This is a genomic window from Vibrio sp. Y58_MX_L22, from assembly GCF_024181865.1.
Taxonomy (GTDB): Bacteria; Pseudomonadota; Gammaproteobacteria; order Enterobacterales; family Vibrionaceae; genus Vibrio; species Vibrio alginolyticus.
In genome coordinates this window covers 156,632-182,989 of the sequence record NZ_JAMZAN010000005.1, presented here as the reverse complement: position 1 = coordinate 182,989, position 26,358 = coordinate 156,632, and the positions used below count along the sequence as shown (strand labels likewise).

The 26,358-nt window shown below is 44.8% G+C and carries 23 protein-coding genes and 2 tRNA genes; 5 read left to right on the top strand and 20 right to left on the bottom strand.

Features of this window, described 5'->3' with window-relative positions; genetic code table 11:
* Positions 1 to 31: 31 nt before the first annotated feature.
* Both NL626_RS13530 and NL626_RS13525 read right to left on the bottom strand, forming a co-directional pair.
* A complete protein-coding gene (locus tag NL626_RS13530) occupies positions 32 to 535 on the bottom strand; it encodes a GNAT family N-acetyltransferase (protein ID WP_253657442.1) in 504 nt (167 codons plus the stop codon).
* Positions 519 to 1,046: an SCP2 domain-containing protein gene (locus tag NL626_RS13525; protein WP_005394645.1), complete on the bottom strand. Its 528-nt coding sequence runs from the start codon at positions 1,044 to 1,046 to the stop codon at positions 519 to 521. The genes NL626_RS13530 and NL626_RS13525 overlap by 17 nt, the downstream gene beginning before the upstream one ends.
* Before the next feature lie 363 nt (positions 1,047 to 1,409).
* On the opposite strand from NL626_RS13525, the gene NL626_RS13520 reads away from it, so the two are divergent.
* The 3 genes from NL626_RS13520 (at position 1,410) to NL626_RS13510 (ending at position 5,495) form a co-directional block, all read left to right on the top strand.
* The gene (locus NL626_RS13520) at positions 1,410 to 3,449 is read left to right on the top strand and encodes a bifunctional diguanylate cyclase/phosphodiesterase (protein ID WP_005380112.1); all 2,040 of its coding nucleotides are present in this window, start codon (positions 1,410 to 1,412) and stop codon (positions 3,447 to 3,449) included.
* 133 nt (positions 3,450 to 3,582) lie between these two features.
* A complete protein-coding gene (locus NL626_RS13515; protein WP_213870455.1) occupies positions 3,583 to 4,596 on the top strand; it encodes a peptidase U32 family protein in 1,014 nt (337 codons plus the stop codon).
* 20 nt (positions 4,597 to 4,616) lie between these two features.
* A complete protein-coding gene (locus tag NL626_RS13510) occupies positions 4,617 to 5,495 on the top strand; it encodes a U32 family peptidase (protein WP_065275085.1) in 879 nt (292 codons plus the stop codon).
* Between the two features lie 53 nt (positions 5,496 to 5,548).
* Here NL626_RS13510 and NL626_RS13505 read toward each other — a convergent pair whose 3' ends face one another.
* From NL626_RS13505 to rlmE, 17 genes are all read right to left on the bottom strand, one after another.
* A complete protein-coding gene (locus NL626_RS13505) occupies positions 5,549 to 6,895 on the bottom strand; it encodes an MATE family efflux transporter (RefSeq protein ID WP_253657441.1) in 1,347 nt (448 codons plus the stop codon).
* A 124-nt stretch (positions 6,896 to 7,019) separates the two neighbouring features.
* Positions 7,020 to 7,442, bottom strand: a complete 423-nt coding sequence (locus NL626_RS13500) for a MarR family winged helix-turn-helix transcriptional regulator (RefSeq protein WP_005380103.1) — start codon at positions 7,440 to 7,442, stop codon at positions 7,020 to 7,022.
* Positions 7,443 to 7,541: 99 nt separating this feature from the next.
* Positions 7,542 to 8,462, bottom strand: coding sequence for a lipoprotein NlpI (nlpI, locus tag NL626_RS13495; RefSeq protein ID WP_005380101.1), 921 nt, complete (start codon positions 8,460 to 8,462; stop codon positions 7,542 to 7,544).
* A 178-nt stretch (positions 8,463 to 8,640) separates the two neighbouring features.
* On the bottom strand, positions 8,641 to 10,776 hold the full coding sequence (pnp, locus tag NL626_RS13490; RefSeq protein WP_005380098.1) for a polyribonucleotide nucleotidyltransferase: 2,136 nt from the start codon (positions 10,774 to 10,776) through the stop codon (positions 8,641 to 8,643).
* A gap of 292 nt (positions 10,777 to 11,068) precedes the next feature.
* Positions 11,069 to 11,338, bottom strand: a complete 270-nt coding sequence (gene rpsO / locus NL626_RS13485; protein WP_005380094.1) for a 30S ribosomal protein S15 — start codon at positions 11,336 to 11,338, stop codon at positions 11,069 to 11,071.
* A gap of 141 nt (positions 11,339 to 11,479) precedes the next feature.
* Positions 11,480 to 12,433, bottom strand: coding sequence for a tRNA pseudouridine(55) synthase TruB (truB, locus tag NL626_RS13480; RefSeq protein WP_005380088.1), 954 nt, complete (start codon positions 12,431 to 12,433; stop codon positions 11,480 to 11,482).
* Positions 12,433 to 12,828 carry a 30S ribosome-binding factor RbfA gene (gene rbfA, locus NL626_RS13475; RefSeq protein ID WP_005380087.1) on the bottom strand — a complete coding sequence of 132 codons (396 nt, stop codon included), beginning with the start codon at positions 12,826 to 12,828 and terminating at the stop codon, positions 12,433 to 12,435. Before rbfA ends, truB begins: the two co-directional genes overlap by 1 nt.
* Positions 12,829 to 12,942: 114 nt before the next feature.
* Positions 12,943 to 15,654, bottom strand: coding sequence for a translation initiation factor IF-2 (gene infB / locus NL626_RS13470; RefSeq protein WP_253657440.1), 2,712 nt, complete (start codon positions 15,652 to 15,654; stop codon positions 12,943 to 12,945).
* Between the two features lie 22 nt (positions 15,655 to 15,676).
* The gene (gene nusA, locus NL626_RS13465; RefSeq protein WP_005380084.1) at positions 15,677 to 17,164 is read right to left on the bottom strand and encodes a transcription termination factor NusA; all 1,488 of its coding nucleotides are present in this window, start codon (positions 17,162 to 17,164) and stop codon (positions 15,677 to 15,679) included.
* 36 nt (positions 17,165 to 17,200) lie between these two features.
* On the bottom strand, positions 17,201 to 17,656 hold the full coding sequence (rimP, locus tag NL626_RS13460) for a ribosome maturation factor RimP (protein ID WP_005386424.1): 456 nt from the start codon (positions 17,654 to 17,656) through the stop codon (positions 17,201 to 17,203).
* Positions 17,657 to 17,881: 225 nt separating this feature from the next.
* A tRNA-Met gene (locus NL626_RS13455) sits at positions 17,882 to 17,958 on the bottom strand.
* 56 nt (positions 17,959 to 18,014) lie between these two features.
* Positions 18,015 to 18,098, bottom strand: a tRNA-Leu gene (locus NL626_RS13450).
* 16 nt (positions 18,099 to 18,114) lie between these two features.
* Positions 18,115 to 18,453: a preprotein translocase subunit SecG gene (secG, locus tag NL626_RS13445; protein WP_005380080.1), complete on the bottom strand. Its 339-nt coding sequence runs from the start codon at positions 18,451 to 18,453 to the stop codon at positions 18,115 to 18,117.
* Positions 18,454 to 18,673: 220 nt separating this feature from the next.
* Positions 18,674 to 20,014, bottom strand: a complete 1,341-nt coding sequence (gene glmM / locus NL626_RS13440) for a phosphoglucosamine mutase (protein ID WP_005380076.1) — start codon at positions 20,012 to 20,014, stop codon at positions 18,674 to 18,676.
* Between the two features lie 19 nt (positions 20,015 to 20,033).
* On the bottom strand, positions 20,034 to 20,864 hold the full coding sequence (gene folP / locus NL626_RS13435) for a dihydropteroate synthase (protein WP_017820419.1): 831 nt from the start codon (positions 20,862 to 20,864) through the stop codon (positions 20,034 to 20,036).
* 52 nt (positions 20,865 to 20,916) lie between these two features.
* Positions 20,917 to 22,890 (bottom strand): ATP-dependent zinc metalloprotease FtsH, encoded by a 1,974-nt coding sequence (ftsH, locus tag NL626_RS13430; RefSeq protein WP_017635895.1) that lies wholly within the window; start codon positions 22,888 to 22,890, stop codon positions 20,917 to 20,919.
* 108 nt (positions 22,891 to 22,998) lie between these two features.
* A complete protein-coding gene (gene rlmE, locus NL626_RS13425) occupies positions 22,999 to 23,628 on the bottom strand; it encodes a 23S rRNA (uridine(2552)-2'-O)-methyltransferase RlmE (RefSeq protein WP_005388985.1) in 630 nt (209 codons plus the stop codon).
* Positions 23,629 to 23,766: 138 nt separating this feature from the next.
* On the opposite strand from rlmE, the gene yhbY reads away from it, so the two are divergent.
* Complete coding sequence (yhbY, locus tag NL626_RS13420; protein ID WP_005380066.1) at positions 23,767 to 24,063, top strand: ribosome assembly RNA-binding protein YhbY; 297 nt, start codon at positions 23,767 to 23,769, stop codon at positions 24,061 to 24,063.
* A gap of 84 nt (positions 24,064 to 24,147) precedes the next feature.
* On the opposite strand, the gene greA is transcribed toward yhbY, so the two are convergent.
* Positions 24,148 to 24,621: a transcription elongation factor GreA gene (gene greA, locus NL626_RS13415; protein WP_005380065.1), complete on the bottom strand. Its 474-nt coding sequence runs from the start codon at positions 24,619 to 24,621 to the stop codon at positions 24,148 to 24,150.
* 545 nt (positions 24,622 to 25,166) lie between these two features.
* On the opposite strand from greA, the gene NL626_RS13410 reads away from it, so the two are divergent.
* Positions 25,167 to 26,189, top strand: coding sequence for a porin (locus NL626_RS13410; protein ID WP_005380064.1), 1,023 nt, complete (start codon positions 25,167 to 25,169; stop codon positions 26,187 to 26,189).
* The last annotated feature ends 169 nt before the right edge of the window (positions 26,190 to 26,358 follow it).

The following is a 26,358-nucleotide window of genomic DNA, read 5'->3' as shown; positions in this document are numbered from 1 at the left end:
AGAAGCCCACTTAGTCGTGGGCTTCTTTCATTTACAGTTCAGAGAACTCTAGCGCATAGTCTATGCGTCCGGAGCGTCCGGCACATTGGCCTTCGACCAACTCTGCGATTCGAAATGCACCTTTAGGAACATCCCAAGCGCATTCAAAGCCCATCTCGTCGCATGATTGAAAACCCTGGCGCGCGTAATAATCAGGATCGCCCAACACCACACACACTGGATAGCCAAAATCACGCAGTGAATCGAAACCTTCTTTGATCAACTCTGCAGCGATGCCTTGGCGACGGTAATCTTCATGAACAGCTAATGGCGCTAGCCCTTGCCATGACAAATCTTCACCATTTAAGGTCACAGGGCTAAATAAAGCATGGCCTATCACCTCTCCCTCATCTGTACACGCGACTAAGGAAAGTGTGAATTTGCTGTTTTCGCGCAAACGCATCACAAGCTCAGCTTCAGCTTCCGTTGGGAAGGCGTGTTTCAATAAGCGGTCAATGGTAAGAATGTCCGCAGGGGCTTCAGTTCGAATAAGCATTCGCTACTCCGGTTGGTTGTGCAGGCGCTTGAACTCCTTTCTGAACAAAATCAGCCAATTGATTCAAAGCGACTTGCATTGCTTTCGGTAACTGCTCTAAGTCGACACTGTCCATTAAGTTTTTCACTTCTAAGCCAAGCTCAGTATCACCTTCAATTGAAAGGCGACGTTGGAAGAACAGTGTGTCAGGGTCTTCTTTACGACCAGCAATCAGTACTAGGTCGTTTAGATTACCACTAAAACTCACATCTTCCTGAACTGGTTTTTCAGCTACCACCAATTTTTCGTCTTGATAGCTGATGTACCATGCTAAGTTCAAGTCTTTAATCGCAACTTTTAACCACTTGTCTTCAAGGAACTCAAAGTCACCATCTTCCAAGGCTTCTTTAAACACCATTTTTAGCCCTTCCAGCAACGCTTTTTGCTGAATTGGCTGTGGTAATAACTGGACTGGAGAACGCAAAATATTAGCTGCGTTCTTTACTAGTTGACTGCGAATCTTGTTTAACACGTTCATTATCCGTTACTTTGTCATTAGGTTGCTTATATTAAGCAATCGTGGCGATGAGATTACTGTTATGTATCAATAAAGTGCTTATTTTAGATTGGTGGTTTATTGCTCACTAACGCTTCTTTTTTTGAACTTACGTGTATTATTGATGCGAACAGGTGGATAAACACTTTTACAACCGTATTTTCAAAGTTATAGTTATCTGAGCGTATCCATGTGATTGTCGACTGCACAGCTAAAACCGCGAGCCCTTTAATGGCAAGTAACACTTTAGCTTGGTGGTAGACCGCCGCAGGCTTATCAGGGTGTCGCTTTTTATACACGGACGAATAATCTGGCTCATTGGAGATCGGTAATACCCTAATGCCTTCCCAGCAATTAAAACATTGGTTTGCCACGCTAACCTCAAATAGCCCTTTCTTCTTTGCCATTCTTGATAAAAAACACAATTATCGAATGGTAAGTGACCGTTACTGCGATATCGCAGGTTTAAGTCATGAGGAAATCGTCGGCTTAAACGATTGCCAAGTGCTGGGTGAGCAGTTTTATAAGAAGCTTGCACCATACTATCAGCGCGCGTTCAAAGGGGCACATGTCGAAGCCGAAATCACGCTCGATGAAACCGACCTTGAAACCAGTCTTCACTTTAGTCTTTCGCCAGTTTTTGAAGGTAACGACATTCGCTTTGTTGTTTTTCACGCTGTCGATACTTCAGAAAAGCAGATACTCGTTCGCTCCTTAGAAGAGTCCGAAAGTAAGTTTGCGAAGTTAACACAACTGCTACCAGACGGCTTACTGCTTATCGAAGATGATATTGTCATCTCTGCGAACCCCGCATCAGCGCGCCTTCTCGGACTTAACTCTCCTCATGAATTGTTGGGCGAAGAGCTAAGTCGTTTATTCATCGATGAAAACAGTAAAAAGGTATTTAGTCATCGATTGAGTACATTAATTTCTGACAAACCTTTTGTCTGCTTAACCAGCGCAAGATGCGGCTTTGAACGGAAAGTTCAGCTACACGCGGATTCCACGGCGATATTAGGTAGCGAATCTCAAATTATCCTAATCCAAGATGCTGATGATGCGCCCAAAAACCTGTCTTCTGCATCGAATGAAGACATACACATTGACTCGCTCACCAAACTCTACAACCGCTTTGGCTTCACCAAACGTTTGGAACAGCTGATCAAAAAGCAAACACCGCTTCTGGTGTTCTATTTGGATATCGATAACTTCAAAAACATTAATGACTCACTTGGTCACCATATTGGCGATAAAGTGATTCAAGAGGTGTCGGCCCGTCTTAAACGGTTACTACCAAACCAAGCGATTATTGGTCATTTGGGTGGCGATGAGTTTGGCGTCATTCTGCCGGAGCCAGAAAATACCCGCATGGCTGAAATTTTGTCCGATCGCATTATCTCGTTGATCAACCAACCTTTCGACTTGCACCACTTCAGCAAACGCCTTGCCTGTTCAATTGGTAGCGTTCGATACCCTGAAGACGGACAAGATGCGCGAATCCTACTACAAAATGCCGATACTGCGATGTATGAAGCCAAAGATCGTGGTAGAAATCGTCTGATCAAATTTAACGATCAAATGAACAAAGAAGCGCGTATGCGTTTGTGGCTTGAAATCGAACTGCAAAAAGCATTGCAGCAGAACGGTTTGGAAGTGTGGTATCAACCTAAGGTTAACGCGCGAGACTTCAGTATCAACGGCGCAGAAGCGCTCGTTCGTTGGAAGCATCCAGTTGAAGGGTACATTAGTCCTGGCTCATTCATTCCTGTCGCCGAGCGCGCTGGGTTAATCGAACACCTTGGACGTGTCGTGATGCGTGATGTTTTCAATACGGTAAAACGTTGGAAACAACAGGGCATACTGCCAGGCCGTGTCGCCATTAACCTCTCTCCCGAGCAATTTGGCAACCCACAGCTGATCGACTTTATGGAAAAGTTGCTTCGCACTACCGAGCTTGATCCAAGCTGCATTACCTTCGAGCTAACCGAAAGTGCCGTGATGAGTGATAGCGAACATACACTGCAAATGTTGAATGCGATTAAAAAGCTTGGCTTCGCTCTCTCTATCGATGACTTTGGTACCGGCTACTCTTCTCTTTCCTACTTAGCGCGTTTCCCTATTGACGAGCTAAAAATCGACCGCGCTTTTATTAATGATATCGACACACTACCGAAACAAGTCACTGTGATTGAAAACATCATTAATCTGGGTAAGTCGCTCGACTTAACTGTCGTTGCCGAGGGGGTGGAAACCCACCAGCAAGCTACTTTGCTCTCTAACCTTCAATGTAATGCGATTCAAGGATTCCATTTTTATCGCCCGCAGCCAAAACATGAAATTGAAGAGCTGTTTGTACAGAATCGTCGTCACAAGAACTAACCCCGACCCGATACCCTTACTCGCAAGGGGTAAATATCGACTTTATTGAGCTAAACCTAACTTAGGTCAATTTCGCTATTCATAATTCTTCATAAAATGCGGACACCTTTTTATTCTCAATGATTGTGAGCATATGGAACTCTTGTGTCCCGCGGGTAACCTGCCTGCGTTAAAAACTGCGATTGATTGCGGTGCCGATGCCGTCTACATTGGTTTCAAAGATGATACCAACGCCCGTCACTTTGCTGGCCTCAACTTTAACGGCAAAAAGTTAGAAAAAGCGGTGCAATACGTTCATGACCGCAATAAAAAAATTCATGTCGCGTTGAATACCTTCGCTCATCCCAATGGCTTCGAGCGCTGGACGAACGCAGTAGACAATGCAGCGGCACTGGGTGTAGACGCGCTGATTGTTGCAGACATTGCAGTGCTGGAGTACGCGGCTCGCAAATATCCCGATCTGGAACTACACCTTTCAGTGCAAGCATCAGCGACCAACGTCGCAGCCATTGATTTTTACAAACAAAACTTCAACGTAAAACGGGTAGTATTACCTCGCGTTTTATCGATTCATCAGGTCAAACAGCTTTCACGCAACATCACTAGCGATGTCGAGTTAGAAGTCTTTGCTTTTGGTAGCCTTTGCATCATGTCTGAAGGTCGCTGCTACCTATCGTCATATATGACAGGCGAGTCTCCAAACACTGTGGGAGCATGCTCTCCAGCTAAGTACGTTCGCTGGCAAGAAACAGAAAATGGTCTGGAATCCCGCCTTAACGACATTTTGATCGATCGCTACAGCACCGGTGAAAATGCGGGCTACCCTACCTTGTGTAAAGGTCGTTTCGAAGCAGAAATCGAAGGCGAGAAAAAACGCTACCACGCACTGGAAGAACCAACCAGTTTGAACACCCTCTCTATGCTACCAGAACTATTTGCTGCAAATGTGGCGTCTGTAAAAATTGAAGGTCGCCAACGTAGCCCAGCTTACGTAGAACAAGTCACTCGAACATGGCGAGCCGCGATTGAACGTTACCAAGCAAACCCAGAAGCTTATCAAGTCGAAGCGGCTTGGGATGCCGCATTGGCAAACGTGTCTGAAGGTACGCAGACCACACTTGGTGCTTATCACCGCAAATGGCAGTAGAGGTTAAGATGGATAATTCAATGAAATACGCGCTTGGCCCGCTGTTGTACTTCTGGCCAAAACAAGACATCGAAGCGTTTTATGAACAAGCGAAATCAAGCTCCGCGGACATCATCTATCTTGGGGAAACCGTATGTTCAAAACGTCGAGAAATGAAGCCTTCGCATTGGCTTGAAATCGCAAAAGAGCTGTCTGCATCTGGCAAGCAAGTGGTGCTATCAACAATGGCACTACTAGAAGCTCCGAGTGAAGTAAACATAATGAAGAAGTACATCGACAACGGTGACTTCGCGATTGAAGCAAATGACGTATCTGCTGTTCAATTGGCATCAGAGCATAAAGTGCCTTTCGTCGTTGGCCCTGCAATCAATACTTATAACGCACACACGCTCAACTTATTTTTGAAGCAAGGTATGATGCGTTGGTGCATGCCTGTCGAGCTCTCTCGCGAATGGTTAAACGATACTTTGGTTCAGTGTGACGAGCTTGGTATTCGTAACAAGTTTGAAGTTGAGGTATTTAGCCACGGTTATTTGCCTTTAGCGTATTCCGCTCGCTGTTTCACAGCCCGAGCTGAAAACCGAGCGAAAGACGATTGCGAAACCTGCTGTATCAAATACCCTACGGGTATCCAGGTCAGCAGCCAAGAAGGACAAGAAGTCTTTAACCTTAACGGCATTCAAACGCAATCAGGGTATTGTTATAACCTGATCAATGACTTACCAAGTATGCAAGGCCTGGTTGATGTGGTCCGATTAAGCCCTCTCGGTGTGAGTACACTTTCTGAGTTAGAGCATTTTCGCTCAAACGAGCACGGCGACAACCCTGAAAAACTTGAAAGCCGCCAATGCAATGGCTATTGGCATCAGCTAGCTGGCTTAGAAGTAAAAAACATTTAGCTCCCCAAAAAAGAAAAGCGAGGCCCAACCTCGCTTTTCTCTATCAGCCATTGTTAACAGGCTTGCACTGTTGGTTCGACAGAACTCTCATTAAGCAGCTTTTTCACATCTCGCCACAACATACTGATCACGACCAAACTCAATGCAATGTTAGACAATGGGAAAGCTAACCAAATGCCTGTCACGCCGAAAAGTTTCGGCATAATGAATAAGAATGGCAACTGGACCAGCATGTTGCCTAGTGTTACAAACATGGCTTTGCTGCCTTTGTTTACTGATTGATAGTACGCGGCCGCCACAACTAAAAAACCATCTAAGAACAACGCAAACATGTGTAAACGAATCCCGATCACGGTGCTATCAATCAACTGTTGGTCAGCATTATTAAACACCGCAACCAGTTCGTACGGGAAAAGGTTCATCAAAACAACGAACGCCACCCCACCAAGCACAGATGTCCCCATCGCGACCTTTAATAACTTTCTGATGTTCTCCTGATTACGTGCACCGTGGTTGAAGCTCACTAAAGGCTGCATACCATTCGCAATACCTTCGGCTATCAGATAGTAAACCGTCACGATGTACCCCAAAATGGCGTACGCTCCGATCAACATTGCACTTCCGTATTGAGCAAATAACGCGTTGTGCAGTGCCACCATCACAGAGCCGTAGGCGTACATAAAGAAACTTGATGTACCTATCATGATAATCTTTGGTGCAGCATCAACCTGAACTTTGAAGTCGCGGATACGAAGGCGTAATGTTGCTTTTGAAGTAAAGAAGTAACCAATACCGAGCACAGTGACCACTAATTGTGCAAGTGCAGTGGCAATAGCGGCTCCGGTTAACTCCCACTCCAACCAAGCAATAAATACGTAGTCTAATACAATGTTAATAACGGCACCGATGACCATCAAAATCGTTGCTAAGTTCGGGCTGTCGTCATTGCGTAATAAAAACGGAACTGCGATAGAACCCAACGTGAATACGCACGCGACAATCAGAATATGCAAATATTGCAGCGCAAGTTCAAACACTCGCCCTTCCGCACCTTGCCAGCGAATAAATTCATCCGAAAACAAGAACAATATTGTAGCAACGACCGGCATCAATGCCGCTAACAACGTCAATCCGGTCGTTAGGATTCGCTTAGCGCCTTCATGATCGTTCTCTCCTTGCTTGATCGAAGTCAGCGCGCCAGTCCCCACCCCAATCATCATTCCTATACCGAGGATCGAACCGATAATAGGCCACGCAACATTGATCCCAGCTAATCCGTCAGCGCCAACATAACGGCCAATAAAAATGCCATCAACTATTTGATACAAACCGTTCACGAGCATTGCTGCGACGGTTGGAATCGTATATTTCCAAAACTGTCTATAAATTGAGTTTTGCATGACTGTCACCAGTAGTTAGCAAAGCTAACCATTTAATTAGCAAGACTAACTAAATGGTTAAATTAAATAAAAGAAAGATGAAACAACAAAAACTAAACCATACAGCTGAGGCCTTTGCTTTAGTTTAAAATGACTTATTACTCAATGCTTTATTCAATAAAGCTTGTAACTGTTCAGCTTCTTGCTGATTTAATTGTTGCATCATTTGGTCAGAGATATCTTTGTACACTACCTGCTCCAAAGACATTTTTTCTGCGACTTCTTCCGTAAGCAACACACGCTTAGCACGAGCATCCTCATTACATGCGATGCGTTTCACCAAACCCTTTTTTTCCAAACGCACAACCATTGTCGATGCGGAAGGCTTAGTCACTTGCAGCTCTTCTGCAAGATCGGTTATTCGCACACCCTCAGGGTAAACCTGAATCACACGTAAATAATCGAACTCATTAAAGCTTAGATGTGATAATGGATCTTCTTTGGCATAGACACGCCAAGCTTTGGCGCAAAAACGCTCTAAATCAATCAAGCTTTCTTCTAATGCCATAAAAGCCACCACCACTTAGTTAGCAAGACTAACTATTTTAAATGAGTCACTCATCAAGTTCAATCATAAAAAAAGCCGCTCTCATCGAGCGGCTCTAAATCATTCAATTTCCAGCTTCTTGGCAGCCTTTAACTTGGCCAATCTATCTTGCTGTAATTGATCGTAAATTTGCGCCAACTCCAAGAAAGAATAGCGATGCTCAACATAATCGTAAACGTTGAACGAAATCGCGAGCTTATAAAGTGAGATGGCACTTGCGATATCACCTTCAAGCTGATTACGCTTTCCAAGGTAGAAATACGTTTCCGTCAATCGTTCAGCTAGGCGATAGTTCTCTCTCGTTCCATCCATAATTGCTTTAAGCGCGTCTTCGTCCGAGACGTCTCGTAGCATGATGGCAACAAGAACCCATCCCCACTCTTCACTACGATCTCGTAAATAACGCTGTTGAAGATTGGCTTTTGCTTGCTCTGGATTTTGCTCAGCTTCGATGATGTACAGCCATAATGAACGAAAAGGATCCGTTGGCATTTCTTGATAATGCTTGGTCATATCTTCTAAAGCGAGATCGATTCGGCCACCATAATACAGTGCAATCGCACGGTTGCGCTCAGCATAGGTATTATCAGGAGCCAACTCTATGGTCGAGTCAAACGCTTCATATGCCGCATCAAACTCTCCTACTTGGGTAAAGTATACTCCCAAAAGATTGAAGATGTCCGGCTGAGCAGGATTCAACTGCAAAGACTGGTTAAAGTCCAAACGGGCAAGATCACGCAAACCAACGCTGTCGTAGTAGCTACCGCGCTCATAATGCATTTTAGCGCGCACTTCATCACTAAGGTCGGGACGTTGTAGCAACTGCGAGAGACGCGCGATTTGTACTTCTTGTTGAACACTAGGCTGAAGTGGCACCGCCATCGGTGGATATAACCACTTTTGTGCTGATTGTTGAGAAGTATTTGCACAACCGGTCAGCGCGATAGCAACACATAAAATTGCGGTTTGAAACCATTTCACTAATTGATACTCCTGTTTGGACCGCTCAAGATTTGTTTCTCTTAATGCAATATAGGCGATAACCTCGTTTGAGGTTAATACATCGAAACAAACCAAAAAAGGGGAGCGAAAATGCTCCCCTTTTATAACATGCTTTCAGGCCCTTAATCTAATAAAAGGCTGAAAGTCTCATTTTGTCTTACTCGTCTTTAGCAGCTGGTGCTTCAGCAGCAGCTTCTTCAGCTGGCTTTTCTACCGCTTCTTTCATGCTTAGACGTACACGGCCTTGGCGGTCGATTTCAAGAACTTTAACTTGAACTTCTTGACCTTCAGCTAGGTAGTCAGACACTTTCTCTACGCGTTTTTCTGCGATTTGAGAAATGTGTACAAGACCATCTTTGCCTGGAAGAACCGTTACGAATGCACCGAAGTCTGCTAGACGTGCAACTTTACCTGTGTAGATACGGCCCACTTCAACTTCAGCAGTGATCTCTTCGATACGGCGGATAGCTTCTTTCGCAGCAGTGCCTTCAGTTGCCGCAATCTTGATAGTACCGTCGTCTTCGATTTCGATAGTTGTACCAGTCTCTTCAGTTAGAGCACGGATAACTGCACCACCTTTACCGATAACGTCTTTGATCTTCTCAGCGCTGATCTTCATCGTGTGAATACGCGGAGCAAATTCAGAGATGTCTTCACGAGCACCAGAGATTGCTTCATCCATTACAGATAGGATGTGCTTACGTGCGCCTTGAGCTTGGTTAAGCGCAATTTGCATGATTTCTTTAGTGATGCCTTCGATCTTGATGTCCATTTGAAGTGCAGTGATACCAGTGTTAGTACCTGCTACTTTAAAGTCCATGTCACCTAGATGGTCTTCATCGCCAAGGATGTCAGAAAGTACAACGAAATCGTCACCTTCTTTAACAAGACCCATTGCGATACCAGCAACAGATGCTTTGATTGGTACACCTGCGTCCATAAGCGCAAGAGAAGTACCACATACTGAAGCCATTGAAGATGAACCGTTAGATTCAGTGATTTCCGATACAACACGTACTGTGTATGGGAACTCATCAACAGAAGGCATTACTGCAGCAATACCACGCTTCGCCAGTTTACCGTGGCCGATTTCACGACGCTTAGGAGAACCTACAAAACCAGTTTCACCTACACAGTATGGAGGGAAGTTGTAGTGCAGTAGGAAGTGATCTTTACGCTCACCAGTTAGCTCATCGATGATTTGAGCATCACGCTGAGTACCTAGCGTTGCCGTAACGATCGCCTGAGTTTCACCACGAGTGAATAGCGCGCTACCGTGAGTACGAGGAAGAACACCAGTACGTACATCTAGTGCACGAACCATGTCTTTTTCACGGCCATCGATACGAGGGTTACCTGCAATAATACGGCTACGTACTACTGTCTTCTCTAGATCATGGAAGATAGTGTGGATTTCTTTTGTGTCTGCTTCAGGATCTTCAGCAAGAAGAACTTCATTTACTTCCGCAGCGATCTCATGGATGCGGTCGTAACGAGCCATTTTCTCAGTAATTTGGTAAGCTTCAACAAGTTTAGCTTCTGCTAGATCAGCAATCTTATTTTTAAGCGCTGTGTTCTCTTCAGGAGCAACCCAATCCCAAGCAGGAGTTGCAACTTCTGCTTTGAATTCGTTGATAGCTTGAATAGCAACTTGTTGTTGGTCATGACCATAAACAACCGCCGCTAGCATTTCTTCTTCAGTTAGGTTGTCCGCTTCTGACTCAACCATCAGTACTGCTGACTCTGTACCTGCAACAACAAGGTCAAGCTTAGAAGTTTCTAGTTCAGTTTGGCTAGGGTTAAGTACAAGCTGACCATCGATATGACCAACACGCGCCGCACCGATAGGGCCATTGAATGGAATGCCAGAGATAGCAAGAGCAGCAGAAGTACCGATCATTGTAACTATATCTGGCTGAACATCTGGGTTTACAGACATTACTGTCGCGATAACCTGAACTTCGTTTTTAAACGCGTCTGGGAAGAGCGGACGGATTGGACGGTCGATTAGACGAGCTGTTAGCGTTTCGCCTTCAGAAGGACGACCTTCACGTTTGAAGAAGCCGCCTGGGATTTTACCCGCAGCGTAAGTACGCTCTTGGTAGTTAACCGTTAGTGGGAAGAAGTCTTGACCTGCAACGGCTTCTTTTTTACCTACAACAGATACGAATACAGACGTATCATCCATTGTGACCATAACTGCTGCTGTAGCTTGACGTGCAATAACGCCAGTTTCTAAAGTAACTGTGTGGTTACCGTACTGGAACGTTTTAACAACTGGTTTTTCGAACATTGTTATTCCTTGTTTCTAATCTTCCTTTAGTGCTTAAAGAAATCTTAGATGTGTTAATTGACACTCAAGGCATTACGAATCGCGACTAGTAAAAAGAAACTCGGAAATTCCTTTTGAATAGTCGCGACCTTTTGGTCGACGTGGTTGACTGTAATGCTATGAGCTTTTGAGAAAACCTCTTACAAGGTTTAGCCGCCAGTATTATAACGGCATAAGTCTAATTTGGCTAAATTTAGGCAACAAAAAAGGGGCATAAAGCCCCTTTTTAGACAAACTGCTATGCAGTCGCTGATTAGCGACGTAGGCCTAGACGTTTGATTAGGTCTTGGTAGCGAGCTAGGTTTTTACCTTTTAGGTAATCTAGAAGCTTACGACGACGAGAAACCATGCGTAGAAGACCACGACGGCTGTGGTGATCGCCTTTGTGCGCTTTGAAGTGACCTTGTAGGTGGTTGATAGAAGCTGTAAGTAGAGCTACTTGAACTTCTGGTGAACCAGTGTCGCCTTCGCCTTGTGCGTATTCTGCAACGATTGCTGCTTTAGTTTCTGCATTCAGAGACATAATTCTCTCCTAATAAGAGTAGGTTTAAAGTTGTAGCAGCCAATCTCTGATTCAGCCGCTACGCGAAGCGCGGATTATAGGGAAATTTCCTATCTCGTGCAATATAAAAATACCGACACTCAGGTCGGTATTTTCAATCATTTACTTGGATGCAACGTCATCTCGGAACACGACCAATCGCTTAGGAGCGATTTTGCCATCTTCGTTCATTTCGCCAACGCCAATAAACAAGCGTTCTTCACCCATAGTAAGGCGAAGTGAGCCCTCAGTCGGAGCACCAAATACTTGAACGGGCTGCCCATGTTGGACCATATTCGCCAGTTCAGGCACCAAGTTGACTTCTGGTAAGTCTTCTACCGCTGTATCCATTGGCAAAAGTAGCGGGTCCAGTAGTTCTCGAGGCGCTCGTTCCTCGCGGTGAGCTTGCTCTAGCAACTCATTTAGTTGCTCAAGTGTTACCATATTCTCGTAAGGGTATTTAGCAACACCAGTACGACGAAGCATAGTTACGTGCGCACCACAACCTAACATTTCGCCCAGATCATCAACGATAGTACGAATATAGGTACCTTTAGAGCAGTGCACTTCCATCTCTACTTCATCGCCTTCAAAACGGTGAAGAACAATCTCATATACCGTGATCTTACGAGATTCGCGCGGAACTTCGATGCCTTTACGAGCGTATTCATACAAGGGTTTACCTTGATACTTCAACGCAGAGAACATGGAAGGCACTTGATCAGATTCACCACGAAACTGATCGATGCACGCTTCTAGCTTGTCTAACGTAACATCGACTGGACGCGTCTCTACAACTTCACCATCCGAGTCAGACGTATTGGTACGTTCACCCAGCTTTGCGATCACGCGGTAGCGTTTATCAGAATCAAGAAGAAACTGAGAAAATTTTGTCGCTTCACCCAAGCAAATTGGCAACATGCCTGTCGCTAATGGGTCCAAGGCTCCAGTGTGGCCTGCTTTCTCGGCAAAGTAGATTCGCTTTACTTTTTGCAGTGCATCATTGGAAGAGATACCTGTTGGTTTGTCCAACAGTATAACGCCATTAATTGGACGACCTTTACGACGACGAGCCATTATTCTTCGTCCTCACGACCAGAATCTTTTTGCTTTTGTTTGTCTGAACTAACGACTTCAGACACTAGGTTAGACATACGCATACCTTCAACAAGCGTATTGTCATAGTGGAAGCGGATTTCTGGCGTTAAACGTAGACGAATACGCTTACCTAACATCATGCGAATGTGCACTTCGTGCTCACGTAGCGCTGCTAGACATGATTCAGGTGTTTGCTCACCCACACATAGGAAGGTCACAAATACTTTTGCGTAAGCTAGGTCACGAGAGACTTCTACGTCTGAGATCGTCACCATGCCAAGGCGAGAGTCACGAACTTCACGTTGAAGGATCATCGCTAGTTCTTTTTGCAGCTGCTGTGCAACGCGCTGCGTGCGGCTAAATTCTTTTGACATATCTTTACTCTTATATAGAAAGAATGGGGGGTTGGTCAAAGCCAGCCCCCCATGGTGTATTCAACAACCAATTACTACTTATCTTTCAAAGACAATATTAGTAATTTTAGTCAATTAGTCTAGAGTACGTTTAATTTCAACGATTTCGAAGACTTCGATTTGGTCACCAACGCGAACATCATTGTAGTTCTTAACGCCGATACCACATTCGTAGCCATTCTTAACTTCTTGAACGTCATCTTTGAAACGACGTAGTGACTCTAGTTCACCTTCGTAAATAACAACGTTATCACGTAGTACACGGATTGGGTTGTTACGCTTGATCACACCTTCTGTAACCATACAACCAGCGATAGCGCCCAGTTTCGGTGACTTAAACACGTCACGAACTTCAGCAAGACCAATGATCTCTTGCTTGAATTCTGGAGCAAGCATACCGCCCATTGCTTGTTTCACTTCGTCAATCAATTGGTAAATGATTGAGTAGTAACGTAAGTCAACAGCTGCGGCTTCAACAGCACGACGAGCAGAAGCATCTGCACGAACGTTAAAGCCAAGGATGATTGCGTTTGAAGCTTCCGCTAGTACTACGTCAGTTTCCGTAATACCACCAACACCAGAACCAACGATGTTCACTTTAACTTCGTCAGTAGATAGCTTAACTAGTGAGTCTGCGATTGCTTCTACAGAACCTTGAACGTCTGCTTTAAGTACAACGTTAAGTTCAGCAACTTCACCAGCAGTCATGTTAGAGAACATGTTCTCTAGTTTAGATTTCTGCTGACGAGCAAGTTTCACTTCACGGAACTTACCAGCACGGTAGTTAGCTACTTCACGCGCTTTACGCTCGTCACGAACTACTGTTGCTTCATCACCTGAAGATGGTACACCTGAAAGACCTAGGATCTCTACAGGGATAGATGGGCCAGCCGAAGTAATTTCTTTACCTAGCTCATCACGCATTGCACGAACACGGCCGTATTCTTGACCACAAAGAACGATGTCGCCTTTGTTTAGTGTACCTGATTGAACAAGTACTGTTGCAACTGGACCACGACCTTTATCTAGGCGAGATTCAACAACAACACCAGATGCCATGCCTTCAGCTACAGCTGTAAGTTCAAGAACTTCAGACTGAAGAAGGATTGCTTCTAGAAGACCATCGATGTTTGTACCCTGTTTAGCAGAGATGTGAACGAACATGTTCTCACCGCCCCACTCTTCAGGAATAACGTCGTATTGAGCAAGCTCGTTCTTAACGTTATCTGGGTTCGCGTCTTCTTTATCGATCTTGTTCACAGCAACAATTAGAGGAACGCCTGCCGCTTTCGCGTGCTGAATCGCTTCTACTGTTTGTGGCATTACGCCATCGTCTGCTGCAACTACAAGAACAACGATATCTGTCGCTTGAGCACCACGAGCACGCATTGCAGTAAACGCTGCGTGTCCAGGAGTATCAAGGAACGTGATCATGCCGTTGTCTGTTTCAACGTGGTACGCACCAATGTGCTGAGTAATACCACCCGCTTCGCCAGAAGCAACGTGTGTGCGACGGATGTAGTCAAGTGTTGACGTTTTACCGTGGTCAACGTGACCCATGATAGTAACAACTGGAGCACGTGGAACTGCTTCCGCGTTAGTGTCACGGTCAGATAGTACCGCTTCTTCCAGTTCGTTCTCTTTACGAAGAACTACTTTATGGCCCATTTCTTCAGCAACAAGTTGTGCTGTTTCTTGGTCGATCACTTGGTTGATAGTCGCCATAGCGCCCATCTTCATCATTACTTTGATAACTTCTGTCGCTTTAACCGACATCTTGTTAGCAAGTTCTGATAGAACGATCGTTTCGCCAATTACAACGTCTTGCTTAGCAACCGTTGCTGACTTATCAAACCCGTGCTGCATTGAAGTCGGCTTAGCAAGTTTGCCCTTACGACCTCTACCGCCACGTTGGTTGTTACGGCCACCGCGAGCTTGGTCGTCTTTACCCGAAGCTGCTTTTTTCTTCTTACGACGACCGCCTTCTACTTTGCGATCTGCTTCATCTTCGGCTTCACGTGCGTATTGTGAAGTCGTTACATGGTAATCTGTATCTTCCATATCACCCTTTTTCTCTTCTGCAGCAGACCAACGCTCTTTATTCTTTTCAGCCAATTCGCGAGCTTCTTCAAGCTTGCGCTGACTTTCCTCTTCAGCCTTACGCTTAGCTTCTTCTTCCTGACGACGTTTAAGCTCGTCGGCCTCTTTTCGCGCTGCTTCTTGCTTAATTTTCTCTTCAGCATCACGCTTTGCTTTTTCTTCAGCATTACGTTGTGCATTCGTATCTACGTCTCGCTTCGCTTTTTCTTCAGCTTCACGTTTCGCTTTTTCTTCCGCTTCACGTTTTGCAGCTTCTTCAGCTTCACGTTTTGCAGCTTCTTCAGCTTCACGTTTTGCAGCTTCTTCTGCTGCACGTTTTGCTGCTTCTTCTGCTTCACGTTGTGCTGCTTCTTCAGCTTCACGTTTCGCTTCATCTTCAATTGCGCTGCGCTTCACGTATGTACGTTTTTTGCGCACCTCAACCTGAACATTCTTACTCTTACCACCACCCGCGTTCACACTAAGTGTACTACGAGTTTTACGCTGAAGCGTAAGGCGAGTCGGCTCTGAATCACCTGATTTATCACCGTGTTCTTTCTTTAAATGAGAGAGAAGCTTCTGCTTCTCTTCATCAGTAACATTGTCAGAGCTCGCCTTTTTAATGCCAGCGTCAGCAAGTTGTTCAATCAAGCGGTCGACTGGCGTACCAATCTCATCACTCAGTGCTTTAACTGTTAATTGTGTCATGCCGCTTCCTCCTTGCCGAAAATTATGCTTCTTCGCCGAACCAACAGATGTTACGTGCGGCCATAATTAGCTCACCTGCACGTTCTTCGGTCAGGCCTTCGATACCTTCTAAATCGTCAATACCTTGGTCAGCAAGATCTTCCAGTGTCGCTACACCTTTCGCTGCCAATTTAAATGCCATCTCACGCTCAAGACCTTCAAGTGCAAGTAGGTCCTCAGCTGGTTCTAGACCTTCAAAAGACTCTTCTTGTGCTAGTGCGATCGTCGTTAGTGCATCTTTTGCACGTCCACGAAGCTCTTCGATTAGTTCTTCATTCAAACCATCGATTTCTAGTAGCTCGTTAACTGGCACGTATGCGATTTCTTCTAGCGTTGAGAAACCTTCTTCAACAAGAAGTTGAGCGAAGTCTTCTTCAATATCTAGGTACTTCATGAAGTTTTCAATAGATGCTTGTGATTCTTCAGCGTGTTTCTTCTGAAGATCAGCAACTGTCATAACATTCAGTTCCCAACCGGTTAGTTGAGATGCTAGACGCACGTTTTGACCGTTACGACCAATAGCTTGCGCTAGGTTGTCAGCTTCAACTGCGATGTCCATTGAGTGTGCATCCTCATCAACGATGATAGAAGCAACATCAGCTGGCGCCATTGCGTTGATAACGAATTGAGCTGGGTTATCATCCCAAAGAACGATATCGATACGCTCACCACCAAGTTCGCCAGAAACAGCCTGTACACGTGCACCACGCATACCAACACACGCACCTACAGGGTCGATACGTTTGTCATTTGTTTTGACAGCGATCTTAGCACGAGAACCAGGATCACGTGCTGCGCCTTTCAGCTCGATAATATCTTCTGCGATTTCAGGCACTTCAACACGGAACAGTTCTGCCAACATTTCTGGCTTAGAACGAGTGATGAACAATTGGAAACCACGTGCTTCAGGCGCGACTTTGTAAAGAAGGCCACGTACGCGGTCGCCTGGACGGAAGTTTTCACGAGGAAGTTGGTCATCACGCAGGATTACCGCTTCAGCGTTATTACCAAGATCAAGCACGATTGTGTCACGGTTTACTTTTTTCACGACACCAGTGATTAGATCACCTTCATTGTCGATGAACTGTTCAACGATTTGTGCGCGCTCAGCTTCACGAACTTTTTGTACGATAACTTGCTTAGCAGTTTGAGTCGTAATACGGTCAAACGTTACTGATTCGATTTCGTCTTCTACGTAGTCGCCAAGCTCGATTGAGTCATCTTCGTATTGCGCTGCTTCTAGTGAGATCTCTTTTGTAGGGTTCTCAACGTCATCAACAACTAACCAACGGCGGTAAGTTACAAACTCACCGGTTTTACGGTCAATGGCAACACGTACGTCGATTTCGATTTCGTATTTTTTCTTTGTAGAAGTTGCTAGAGCAATCTCAAGAGCCTCAAAGATACGCTCACGAGGTACCGCTTTTTCGTTCGATACCGCTTCTGCTACCGCTAAAATTTCTTTACTCATTGTATTTAGCCTCTAAGCTTAAACTTTTTTAGGGAACTAAAATTTAGGGATCAGGTTAGCTTTGGAAATGTTACTTAGAGCAAACTCTTCTTGCTGACCGTCTACAGTAATTGTCACTGTTTCGCCATCAACACCGTGGATAATACCTTTCCACTTACGACGGTTTGCTACAGCCATTTTCAATACGATGCTGACCTCGTGACCAATAAATTGCTCGTAATGTGCTGCTTTAAAAAGTGGTCTTTCTAAACCTGGAGAAGACACTTCTAGGCTGTAAGCAACAGAAATTGGATCTTCAACGTCTAAAACTGCACTAACTTGGTGGCTAACTTCTGCACAGTCGTCTACGTTAATACCATTTTCATGGTCAATGTAGATACGTAACGTTGAGTGCGCGCCTGCACGAATGAATTCTAATCCAACTAACTCATAACCTGATGCCGCTACTGGCGCGTCAAGCATTTCAGTAAGTTGTCTTTCTAAACCAGTCATTTAACCACTCCAGAAACAAAAAAAGGGCTCAGAGCCCAATCAAAAAACCAAGCAGTATCTGAGCCATTTCAAAAAGCTCAGATAACAAAAAACCCCGATAGTCGGGGTTTTATGCTGCTGGACCCTGATACGTTAAGAATAGCCAACAATTGCTTTTCTTAACTCGTAGTGTGGTTAGCACTACGCAAACTTGCCAATCTACGATTTCCTTTTAAAGAAAGAGATTGGTTGCGGGGGCCGGATTTGAACCGACGACCTTCGGGTTATGAGCCCGACGAGCTACCAAGCTGCTCCACCCCGCGTCCGACTTGCTGAGCATTATACTCGCAAACAAGTGATTTACAAGTTTGTAAATACATGGTGCCGAGAGAGGGACTCGAACCCTCACACCTAAGGCACTAGCACCTCATGCTAGCGTGTCTACCAATTTCACCATCTCGGCATCAAAACCTTACAGCTTATTGAGGAATTTCATCACCCGCAGGGGCAGGAACTTCACTCGCTGCATCCTTAACTTGTTCAACAACTGGTTGACCTAACGTTGGGTCTACCCATTGTGATTCAGTCTGGTGCGTAGACATACGACCAAGTAACAAGCTAACGATAAAGAATACGGTTGCTAAAATAGCAGTTGTTCGGGTTAAGAAATTACCTGAGCCGCCAGCACCAAACACTGTGTTTGAAGCACCAGCACCGAACGAGGCTCCCATATCTGCGCCTTTACCTTGTTGAATCAACACAAGGCCAATCACACCAAGCGCTGCCAACAGGTAAATCACAAGTAGAACTGAAAACATTTTTTCCACCTATGTTCCAAATTGTTGAGCCAGCGCCGTTCAAAAGAATAAATCATAATGAACAAGGCTAGCGACCTCCTAACGGGAGGCGGAGCAATACTAGCGAAAGCCAGTAACGCTGACAAGGGAAAATTAGTAAAAAATCAATGCCAATGCGTTAAGCGCTCAAAAAAAGGGCAAAAGATGCCCTTTTCATTCAAGACATGCTTTAACGCAATGATTAACAACTTGCTTTAACAGCCTCAGCGATTTTCAATGCTGAGTGTTGAACTAGTTCACCATCTTCGCCTTCCACCATAACGCGGATCAAAGGCTCAGTGCCAGACTTGCGCAGCAGTACACGCCCTTTATCACCAAGTGTCGCCTCTACTTCAGAGACAGCGTTTAATACAGCTGTAGCTTCAAGAGGGTTACTTTCTCCTGAAAAACGGACATTTTCTAAAACCTGAGGATATAGTGTCATTCCTTGCGATAGCTCATACAAAGACATATCGCTGCCAATTACAGAAGCAAGTACTTGAAGTGCAGCAACGATCGCATCGCCGGTTGTGACTTTATCTAATAAGATCACATGGCCTGAGTTTTCAGCACCAATTTTCCAACCTTTTTCTAGCAGTTGCTCCATGACATAACGGTCACCAACAGCAGCACGTACAAACGGAATGCCTAGCTGCTTTAAACCATTTTCCATACCCAAGTTAGTCATTAGTGTACCAACAACACCACCCTTTAGCTCACCACGACGAAGTGCATCACGAGCGATGATATAAGCAATTTGGTCACCATCAACTTTGTTACCCAAGTGATCGACCATAATGATACGGTCACCATCACCATCAAACGCGAGACCAAGATGCGCTTGCTCTTCAACAACACGCTGTTGAAGTGCTCGTACGTCTGTTGCGCCCACTTTTTCATTAATGTTGATGCCGTTAGGCTCTACGCCCATAGCGATAACTTCTGCCCCAAGTTCTTTGAAGACATTTGGAGCGATGTGGTACGTTGCACCGTGCGCACAGTCAACTACGATCTTAAAGTTCGCAAGGCTCAACTCAGATGGGAAAGTACTCTTACAGAATTCGATGTAACGACCAGCTGCATCATTTAGGCGGGTTGCTTTACCAAGCTCAGCAGACTCCACACATTCAATTTCTTTATCTAACTCAGCTTCGATCGCCAATTCGATATCGTCAGGTAGCTTAGTACCCTCAGAAGAAAAGAACTTAATGCCGTTGTCGTAATATGGGTTATGTGATGCAGAAATCACAATACCAGCCTCGGCACGGAAAGTCTGAGTTAAATAGGCCACAGCTGGAGTTGGCATGGGACCAGTAAATGTTGCTTTAAGTCCCGCAGCTGCAAGGCCAGCCTCTAGTGCAGATTCAAGCATATAACCTGAAATACGTGTATCTTTACCTATGATAACTTTCTTTGTGCCTTGTTTCGCTAGTACACGACCAGCAGCCCAGCCAAGCTTAAGTACGAAGTCTGGAGTGATTGGGTATTGTCCTACTTTACCGCGCACACCGTCAGTACCAAAGTAACGTCTTTCATTCGACATAAACTTTCCTTTATTATTTTTAAATATTGTTTTTCGTCATCTCAACAACTTTCATCGCTTCGATTGTCTCTTCAAAGTCATGCACGCGAATGATCTGCGCGCCTTTCATCGCGGCAATCGTAGCACAAACGACACTTGCGTTCGTACACTCTGCCGCTGGCTTGTCTAACAGTTTGAAGATCATGGATTTACGAGACATGCCAGCCAAAATAGGCAGGCCGAATTCATGAAACTTTTCAAGATGAGCAAGCATATGATAATTGTGTTCGATTGTTTTGCCAAAGCCAAACCCAGGATCGAGAATCAGTTGAGATTTATCAATCCCTGCTGCTTCACACGCCGCGATACGTTCTTCTAGAAAAGCCGACACGTCCCCCATTAAATCATCATAATGAGGGTCAACTTGCATGGTCCTAGGCTGACCTTTCATATGCATCAGACAAATTGGAAGGTTTGCTTCTGCTGCGACTTCCAGAGCACCTGGCTCTTGCAGCGAGCGGATGTCATTGATCAAATCAGCCCCAGCATCAATTGCTTGACGCATCACTTCTGCTTTACTGGTGTCAACGGAAATCCATACATCATATTTTTCACGAATGGCTTTGATTACTGGGACAACACGCCTAAGCTCTTCTTCCAAAGACACATCCGGTGCACCAGGTCTTGTTGATTCACCACCAACATCAACAATACTTACACCAGCCTTTATCATTTTATCAACTTGAGCAAGAGCAAGTTCAATTGAGTTGTATTTACCGCCATCCGAAAAGGAATCCGGTGTCACATTTAGAATGGCCATGACATGTGGACGCGAAAGGTCCAAAGATTTGTTATTTGCTGTAATCATCATCATAAACACAAAAACCCCGAGATAACTCGGGGTTTAATATTATCGATACTCTTTATTCAGAGTCTTTCTTTTCAGGCGCTTCGTTAGAAGTGGTTTCAGAAGAGCTAGGCTGTTCTGCATCTTTCGCAGTCTCCGTTGCTTCTTCTTTAACTTCTTGCTTTGCTTGAGGCTTGTCGCTGTCTTCTGGTTTGCTTGCTGAGTTATCACTCCAGCCCGCAGGCTCACGAATTTCAGCTTTGCGCTCCATTAAGTCATCAATCTGGCGAGCATCAATGGTTTCATACTTCATCAGCGCATCTTTCATCGCATGCATGATATCCATGTTCTCTTGAAGAATCTTCTTCGCACGATCGTAGTTGCGGTCAATGATCTGACGAACTTCGTCATCAATCAACTTCGCTGTATCGTCAGACACATGTTTAGTCTGAGTTACACTACGTCCTAAGAACACTTCGCCTTCATCTTCTGCATACAGCAGAGGGCCAAGCTTTTCAGAGAAACCCCATTGAGTAACCATCTTACGAGCAATATCTGTTGCGCGCTCGATATCATTAGAAGCACCGGTTGATACTTTGTCAGCACCGTAGATAAGTTCTTCTGCTAAACGACCACCATACAAGCTAGAAATCATTGATTCTAGGTGTTGGCGAGACATACTCACGCGGTCCTGCTCTGGAAGGTACATTGTTACACCCAACGCACGACCACGTGGAATGATAGACACTTTGTACACTGGATCGTGTTCAGGAACCAAGCGACCAACAATCGCGTGACCCGCTTCGTGGTATGCGGTTGACTCTTTCACTTCCTCAGACATCACCATTGAACGGCGCTCAGCACCCATCATGATTTTGTCTTTCGCCAGTTCAAACTCAACCATAGAAACGTTGCGCTTGTTACCGCGCGCAGCAAACAGGGCTGCTTCGTTAACTAAGTTTGCTAGGTCAGCACCAGAGAAGCCTGGAGTACCACGTGCGATGAGAGAAGGCTCTACATCACCCGCTAGAGGGACCTTACGCATGTGAACTTTTAGGATCTGTTCACGGCCACGTACATCTGGAAGACCAACTACCACTTGGCGGTCAAAACGACCAGGACGCAGTAACGCAGGGTCCAGCACATCCGGACGGTTAGTCGCAGCGATAACGATAATACCTTCGTTACCTTCGAAACCATCCATCTCAACGAGCATTTGGTTTAGTGTTTGTTCACGTTCATCATGACCACCACCAACACCTGCGCCACGTTGACGACCTACCGCATCGATCTCATCGATAAAGATAATACAAGGTGCGGCTTTCTTTGCTTGTTCAAACATGTCACGCACACGAGATGCACCAACACCAACGAACATTTCTACGAAATCAGAACCAGAGATAGTAAAGAATGGTACTTTCGCCTCACCGGCAATGGCTTTCGCTAGAAGCGTTTTACCCGTACCAGGAGGACCAACCATTAGAACACCCGTTGGAATCTTACCGCCCAGCTTTTGGAAGCGGCTTGGATCGCGTAGGTAGTCCACCAGCTCTTTCACGTCTTCTTTTGCTTCGTCACAACCTGCAACGTCAGCAAAAGTTGTCTTGATTTGTTCTTCGCTCATCATTCGAGCTTTGCTCTTACCAAAAGACATGGCGCCTTTACCACCGCCGCCTTGCATTTGACGCATGAAGAAAATCCATACACCAATTAGTAAGATCATTGGGAACCAAGAGATGAAGATAGTACCCAGCAAGCTTTGCTCTTCTGGAGGCGTGCCTTGTACTTTCACGTTTTGGTTAATTAGGTCATCTAGAAGCTTTTGGTCATACACTGGCATGTAAGTGACCATTTTGGCACCGCCGCCACGACGAACAAAGCTAATTTCACCGTCTTTAAAAGTTGCTTCTTGAATCTGGCCTTGGCCAACTTCCTGTACAAACGTGGTGTAATCCACGGTTCTGCCATTGCTTTCTCCAGGGCCAAAGCTCTGGAATACCGACATCAATACGACGGCGATAACAAGCCACAGAATTAAATTTTTTGCCATGTCACTCAAGGTGTAAGCCTCTCGATAACTAATTGTAATTAAAGGTAGGGTACTACAGTTCATTAACTGTAGCTATAGTGTTAACACGCTCTCAAGAGAGCAAAATGGTTAACCTTTGTAACCAGTGGCTACGACGAAGACCTCTCGAGAGCGAGCTCGCGATGAGTCTGGTTTTCTAATTTTTACGGCTTTAAACATGTCTCGGACTTCTTTCACATACTGATCGAAGCCTTCCCCTTGGAAAACCTTTACGACAAAGCTACCATTAGGCGCTAGAACTTGTCGACACATATCTAAAGCTAATTCAACTAAATACATAGCGCGAGGTTGATCAACAGAATTGTTTCCCGCGATGTTAGGCGCCATATCAGACATTACTACGTCTACCATGGAAGGTTGGATCCTTTCTAGCAAAGCTTCCAATACTGCATCATCACGAAAGTCGCCTTGTAAAAAGCTAACGCCAGCAATCGGGTCCATAGGAAGCAAGTCACACGCGATGATCTGACCACTGTCCCCTACTATCTTAGCAGCATATTGAGACCATCCGCCCGGCGCAGCCCCCAAGTCGACGACTGTCATTCCAGGCTTTAACAATTTATCTTTCGTTTGAATCTCATCGATCTTGAAATAAGCACGTGAGCGGTAGCCTTTTTTTCGGGCTTCATTCGCGTATTTATCATCAAAGTGTTCTTTCAACCAACGACCAGAACTAGCCGAATGTTTTTGTTTACTCATTTTAATCCCAACAAGGCACAAATTGGAGCTATTGTTTTAATAGGCGTTACCTATTACTCAATAAATTATAGTCTTCAGCAATAGATGGCGTTAAAATAGCTTTTTTCAACCCTTATTTTAAAGAAAATTGGCCGCGTAATGAACCTAAGCACCAAACAAAAGCAGCACCTTAAAGGCCTAGCTCACAGTTTAAAACCTGTTGTGCTAATGGGCGCAAATGGACTTACAGAAGCCGTGCTAGCAGAAATTGAAATCGCTCTTAACCATCACGAACTTATCAAAGTAAAAGTTGCTTCGGAAGATCGTGAAACAAAACAGCTAATCATCGACGCTATCGTACGTGAGACGGGCGCTGAAAAAGTTCAGACTATTGGTAAAGTGCTAGTGCTATACCGCCAGTCTGAAGAGCGTAAAATCGAAATCCCTCGTAAGTAACTCTACTTACGTTGCTGAAGAAAAAAGGTCGCCTGAGGCGACCTTTTTGCGTTTTATCAGGGCAGTAATGCTACTCCAAACGACCTAGATATATTCTACTCGGTCAATTTCGAAGTCTTTCGCGCCACCCGGAGTTTGAATAGCAACTTCATCGCCTTCCATCTTGCCAATCAGGCCACGAGCAATAGGTGAGCTCACTGAAATGCGACCTGCTTTGATATCGGCTTCGTCATCACCAACGATTTGGTACGTTTTTTCTTCTTCGGTGTCGATATCAATCAAGGTTACGGTTGAACCAAAAATAACTTTACCCGTGTTCTCCATCTTCGTTACATCAATAACTTGAGCAACTGACAGTTTGTATTCAATGTCACGGATTTGTGCTTCACAAATGCCCTGCTCTTCACGAGCGGCGTGATATTCAGCATTCTCTTTTAAATCACCTAGCTCACGAGCTTCAGCAATTGCCTCTGAGATCTGAGGACGTAGTTTAAGTAGACGATCGAGTTCTGCACGTAGCTTTTGCTCGCCACGTAGTGTCATTGGAACTTTTTCCATTTTATAACCTCAAGCCCAAATGGGTCTTTGGACAAAAAAAGCCCACCCTGTCATAGGACTGGGTAGTGCGCTTAAAGATGTATTTCGTTTAGTGTAAACAAACTCCCGGACGAAATCATCTTAATTCGAAAGACAGCAAGACTATGCCTTTTCGGCATAATGATATAACTCACTTTTAGAGCGGTTCTAGGGCGAATCACCTTCTCAATTTATTGAAAAACAACACTGTTCATTACACCAAAAACCTCAAAAAAGATAAAAACTAATCAATGTCAGGCCAATGTCATTGCCAATAATTTCAATCAAAAACAGTAATTTAAATAAAAACAACGCACAATTGAACAGTGTTCATCAGTGGGATTTATATCATTTTACTAACTCATACGGAAACTTTAGCAGTAAAACATGTCCAGCGAGTTGTTAGATCAATGGCTTACAAGTGCGAACTATATCGCTCAATTAGCCAATTTTGGACCAACAACTTGTGAGAGATCACCTCTCCCCCATACAACAATGATTATGGACAGCTAACTAGGACAAATAAGATGAAAAAGACTCTAATTGCTCTTTCTGTATCTGCAGCAGCTATGGCAACTGGCGTAAACGCAGCTGAACTTTACAACCAAGACGGTACTTCTCTAGAAATGGGCGGCCGTGCTGAAGCACGTCTATCTATGAAAGATGGCGACGCTCAAGACAAATCTCGCATCCGTCTAAACTTCCTTGGTAAACAAGAAATCAATGACAACCTATACGGTGTTGGTTTCTGGGAAGGTGAATTTGAGACTGCTCAAAACGGTACTGTAGACGGCGACGACAAGAGCGATCTAGAAACTCGTCTTGCTTACGCTGGTCTTGGCGGTGCTTACGGTGAGTTCGCATACGGTAAAACTGAAGGTGCACTAGGCGTTATCACTGACTTCACAGATATCATGGCTTACCACGGTAACTCTGCAGCAGACAAACTAGCTGTATCAGACCGTACAGACAACATGATGGCTTACAAAGGCCAGTTTGAAAACCTAAGCGTAAAAGCAAGCTACCGCTTCGCTGATCGTATGGAAAACAAAAACACTGGTGAGTACTACGACAACAAACAAGACGGTTACTCTCTATCTGCAATCTACGCTCTAGCTGACACTGGTCTTGAGCTAGGTGCTGGTTACGCAGATCAAGACAAAGCTAACGAGTACATGCTAGCTGCATCTTACACAATGTCTGATCTTTACTTCGCTGGTGTATTCACTGACGGCGAGAAAATGGAAGATTCAAACAACAGTAACACAGTTGATTACACTGGTTACGAGCTAGCGGGTGCTTACACTCTAGGCCAAACAGTATTTACAACATCATACAACAATGCAGAAACTAACAACGAAACTTCTGCAAACAACTTCGCTGTTGATGCTTCTTACTACTTCAAGCCTAACTTCCGTGGTTACATTTCTTACAACTTCAACCTGATTGATGCAGGTGACAAGTTTGGTTCAACTGACACTAGCAAAACAGTTGCAACTAAGATCGATGCTGAAGACGAGCTAGCTCTAGGTCTACGTTACGACTTCTAATTCCGGTCTTTGACTAGAATATCGAATGCCCGCTTTAAGCGGGCATTTTTTATACTTCATTTTAAGCAGCGCGCCTTTCTCTCGTGTCTCATTCATGAAGACATTTGAAGCATTTCTTTAGTTACCTAGCATATTGAAAGGACTTGCGTATACTCAATCACATAACTCA

Coding starts and splice junctions, on each gene's coding strand:
- NL626_RS13410 (WP_005380064.1), top strand. CDS start 25,167: ATGAAAAAGACTCTAATTGCTCTTTCTGTATCTGCAGCAGCTATGGCA.
- rimP (WP_005386424.1), bottom strand. CDS start 17,656: ATGACTGGTTTAGAAAGACAACTTACTGAAATGCTTGACGCGCCAGTA.
- pnp (WP_005380098.1), bottom strand. CDS start 10,776: ATGTTCGAAAAACCAGTTGTTAAAACGTTCCAGTACGGTAACCACACA.
- NL626_RS13500 (WP_005380103.1), bottom strand. CDS start 7,442: ATGGCATTAGAAGAAAGCTTGATTGATTTAGAGCGTTTTTGCGCCAAA.
- rpsO (WP_005380094.1), bottom strand. CDS start 11,338: ATGTCTCTGAATGCAGAAACTAAAGCAGCAATCGTTGCAGAATACGCA.
- NL626_RS13530 (WP_253657442.1), bottom strand. CDS start 535: ATGCTTATTCGAACTGAAGCCCCTGCGGACATTCTTACCATTGACCGC.
- glmM (WP_005380076.1), bottom strand. CDS start 20,014: ATGTCGAATGAAAGACGTTACTTTGGTACTGACGGTGTGCGCGGTAAA.
- secG (WP_005380080.1), bottom strand. CDS start 18,453: ATGTTTTCAGTTCTACTTGTGATTTACCTGTTGGCAGCGCTTGGTGTG.
- yhbY (WP_005380066.1), top strand. CDS start 23,767: ATGAACCTAAGCACCAAACAAAAGCAGCACCTTAAAGGCCTAGCTCAC.
- greA (WP_005380065.1), bottom strand. CDS start 24,621: ATGGAAAAAGTTCCAATGACACTACGTGGCGAGCAAAAGCTACGTGCA.
- ftsH (WP_017635895.1), bottom strand. CDS start 22,890: ATGGCAAAAAATTTAATTCTGTGGCTTGTTATCGCCGTCGTATTGATG.
- infB (WP_253657440.1), bottom strand. CDS start 15,654: ATGACACAATTAACAGTTAAAGCACTGAGTGATGAGATTGGTACGCCA.
- truB (WP_005380088.1), bottom strand. CDS start 12,433: ATGGCTCGTCGTCGTAAAGGTCGTCCAATTAATGGCGTTATACTGTTG.
- rlmE (WP_005388985.1), bottom strand. CDS start 23,628: ATGAGTAAACAAAAACATTCGGCTAGTTCTGGTCGTTGGTTGAAAGAA.
- NL626_RS13515 (WP_213870455.1), top strand. CDS start 3,583: ATGGAACTCTTGTGTCCCGCGGGTAACCTGCCTGCGTTAAAAACTGCG.
- NL626_RS13520 (WP_005380112.1), top strand. CDS start 1,410: ATGCCTTCCCAGCAATTAAAACATTGGTTTGCCACGCTAACCTCAAAT.
- rbfA (WP_005380087.1), bottom strand. CDS start 12,828: ATGTCAAAAGAATTTAGCCGCACGCAGCGCGTTGCACAGCAGCTGCAA.
- NL626_RS13505 (WP_253657441.1), bottom strand. CDS start 6,895: ATGCAAAACTCAATTTATAGACAGTTTTGGAAATATACGATTCCAACC.
- nusA (WP_005380084.1), bottom strand. CDS start 17,164: ATGAGTAAAGAAATTTTAGCGGTAGCAGAAGCGGTATCGAACGAAAAA.
- folP (WP_017820419.1), bottom strand. CDS start 20,864: ATGATGATTACAGCAAATAACAAATCTTTGGACCTTTCGCGTCCACAT.
- NL626_RS13510 (WP_065275085.1), top strand. CDS start 4,617: ATGAAATACGCGCTTGGCCCGCTGTTGTACTTCTGGCCAAAACAAGAC.